Source organism: Sphingomonas sp. Ant20 (assembly GCF_000783375.1).
Taxonomy (GTDB): domain Bacteria; phylum Pseudomonadota; class Alphaproteobacteria; order Sphingomonadales; family Sphingomonadaceae; genus Sphingomonas; species Sphingomonas aerolata.
The window spans coordinates 1-2,813 of the sequence record NZ_JRVI01000268.1; the positions used below are offsets into that span (position 1 = coordinate 1).

The following is a 2,813-nucleotide window of genomic DNA, read 5'->3' on the forward strand; positions in this document are numbered from 1 at the left end:
CACGGCGCCGGGCTGGCGGGGCTGGCGGGGGTGCTCGGCTGGGTGGCGTGCGCGCGCGGCTGGGGGATGGACGGGCCCTATGCCGCGCTGGTCAATTTGCTCGCCTGCGCGGTCCCGATGGTCCTGTGGTCGGTGCTGATCGGCAAGGTCCATCGCCGGCCGAGCACCGGGCTGGACTGGTCGCGGCCCCGGCCATGGCGCGAGACGATCGACGTCAGCCTGACAAAGCTCGCCGCCTTCTGGGTGACCTGGGCGGGGATCGCGGTGATCTATGGCACCGGGCGATTCTATTGGGAGGGCAATTTCGCGTTTGCGATGTGGTGCTTCACCAACGCCGCGCCGATCCTCGTGCTCGTGTCGATCCCCTATGTCCTCTGGCTCGACCGCTATCTGGTCGCGCCGAAGGACGGCGCGTGGTCGCTCGGGGCATGGCTGACCGGGCAGCCGGGGGTCGACCGCGCGGCGGTCCACAACCACCTGCGCAGCTGGGGAGTGAAGGCGTTCTTCCTCGCCTTCATGCTCGCGATCGTGCCGGGCGGGTTCGGCGACTTCGTCCGCGGTGACACGACCGCGATCCTGCGCGACCCGGTCGCGCTCGCCAGGTGGCTGATCACCTTCATGTTCCTGATCGACGTTGCGTTCGCAACGGTCGGCTATGTCCTGACGCTGCGACCGCTCGATTCGCATATCCGCAGCGCCAATCCGTTTGCGGCCGCGTGGATGGCGGCGTTGATGTGCTATCCGCCGATCATCCTGATGAGTGACGGCGGGCCGATGGACTATCACCCGGGCACGCAGGAATGGGACGTCTGGTTCCAGTATCACCCCGTCCTGCTGGTGCTGATCGGCGCGGTGCTGGTCGCGCTGACCGCCATCTATGCGTGGGCGACGATGGCGTTCGGCTTGCGATTCTCCAATCTCACCAACCGCGGGATCCTGACGCACGGGCCCTATGCCTGGTCGCGGCACCCCGCCTATCTGTCGAAGAACCTGTTCTGGTGGCTGTCGACGATCCCCGTGCTGACGACGGGGACGCCGATCGACGCGATGCGCGCGACCCTGCTGCTCGCGGCGGTCAGCGGGGTCTATTACTGGCGTGCGCGGACCGAGGAGCGGCATCTCGGCCTCGACCCCGATTACCGCGCCTATAGCGACTGGATGGCGCGCAACGGACCGGTACCGCGCCTCCTGGCGTGGGTGGCGGGATCGCGCTGAGCGTCAGGCGCCTAGAAGCTTTCCACGCCGTATACCTTGGCGATATCGCCGCCCCAGACACCGTTGTATTTGTCGAGCAGCAGCTCGGCGGGGACCTTGCCCGAGCGGACGATCTCGCGCAGCGGATCGAGGAAGCCGGTCTCGTTGTCGCCCGCCTTGTTCAGGCGCGCGCGCGACGACAGGCCGGCACCCGCGATATCGAGCACATGTGCGGCGATGTCGCGCAACTGGCCGCCACCTGCGATCGGCGCATTCAGCCCGAGCTTGGGCACCGAATCGCGCAGCGACTGGCGTTCGTCGATCGTCCAGTCCTTCACCAGATCCCATGCCGCATCGAGCGCACCCTGATCGTAGAGCAGCCCGACCCAGAGCGCGGGCAGGGCGCAGATCCGGTTCCACGGCCCGCCATCGGCGCCGCGCATCTCGAGGAAGGTCTTCAGCCGCACCTCGGGGAAGGCGGTCGAGAGATGATCGGTCCAGTCGTCGAGGGTCGGCTTCTCGCCGGGCAGGACGCTGAGCTCGCCCTTCAGGAAGTCGCGGAAGCTGAGCCCCGCCGCGTCGATATATTTGCCGTCGCGGTAGACGAAGTACATCGGCACATCGAGCGCATAGTCGGTATAGCGGTCATAGCCGAAGCCGTCCTCGAACACGAAGGGCAGCATGCCGGTGCGGTGCGGGTCGGTGTCGGACCAGATATGGCTGCGATAGGACAGCATGCCGTTGGGCTTGCCCTCGGTAAACGGCGAATTGGCGAACAGCGCGGTCGCGAGCGGCTGAAGCGCGAGGCCGACGCGGAATTTCTTCACCATGTCCGCTTCCGACGCGTAATCCAGGTTCACCTGGATCGTGCAGGTCCGCAGCATCATGTCGAGCCCCATGCTGCCGACACGCGGCATGTGCCGCAGCATGATCGCATAGCGACCCTTGGGCATGATCGGCAGCTCGGCGCGGGTCTTGTCGGGCCACATGCCGAGGCCGAGGAAGCCGATGCCGAGCTTTTCGCCCGCGGCCTTGACCTGTTCGAGATGCCGGCCGGTCTCGGCGCAGGTTTCGTGCAGGGTCTCGAGCGGCGCGCCCGAGAGTTCGAACTGGCCCGCGGGCTCGAGGCTGATGCTCCCGTCCGCACCGGTCATCGCGATGACGTTCTCGGTACCGTCGGGGCCGCGCTCGAACACGGGGGCCCAGCCATATTGCTCGAGCTCGCCGAGCAGTGCGCGGATGCCGCCCGCCTCGGTGTACGAAGGCGCGCGATGGTCGTCCTTCGCGTACACGAATTTCTCGTGCTCGGTGCCGATCCGCCAGCGGTCCTTGGGCTTTTCACCGCGCGCGAAGCTGGCGATCAACTGGTCGCGCGACTCGATCGTCGGGCTGGTCTTTGCAGGGGCGGTCTTGCTCGTCATCGCCGCGCCTTACGCGGCGATGAACGAGGGTGCTAGAGGGGATTCGGACCGGTCGGTAGCAATGTCACGCGACGGGTGTCGGGACGGGCGGTTCGGCCGCCCAATCGCCCGCCGCAGCCATCCACAGCGCGACCGCCGCCGCCGCGGCGGTTTCCGCGCGGAGGATGCGCGGGCCGAGCCCGATGCCGACCGCCTGCG

The 2,813-nt window shown here is 67.5% G+C and carries 3 protein-coding genes; 1 reads left to right on the forward strand and 2 read right to left on the reverse strand.

Translation table 11 applies throughout. From position 1 onward, the window contains the following. Nucleotides 1-1,215 (forward strand): DUF1295 domain-containing protein (locus NI18_RS19985; protein WP_306286556.1); only part of this gene is annotated, 1,215 nt, incomplete at its 5' end. An 11-nt stretch (nucleotides 1,216-1,226) separates the two neighbouring features. Here NI18_RS19985 and NI18_RS19990 read toward each other — a convergent pair. Both NI18_RS19990 and NI18_RS28200 read right to left on the reverse strand, forming a co-directional pair. Beyond that, complete coding sequence (locus tag NI18_RS19990) at nucleotides 1,227-2,615, reverse strand: glutamate--cysteine ligase (protein ID WP_037532766.1); 1,389 nt, start codon at nucleotides 2,613-2,615, stop codon at nucleotides 1,227-1,229. A gap of 64 nt (nucleotides 2,616-2,679) precedes the next feature. Beyond that, the coding region (locus NI18_RS28200; protein ID WP_347574896.1) for a 16S rRNA (uracil(1498)-N(3))-methyltransferase at nucleotides 2,680-2,813 on the reverse strand (134 nt) is incomplete at its 5' end.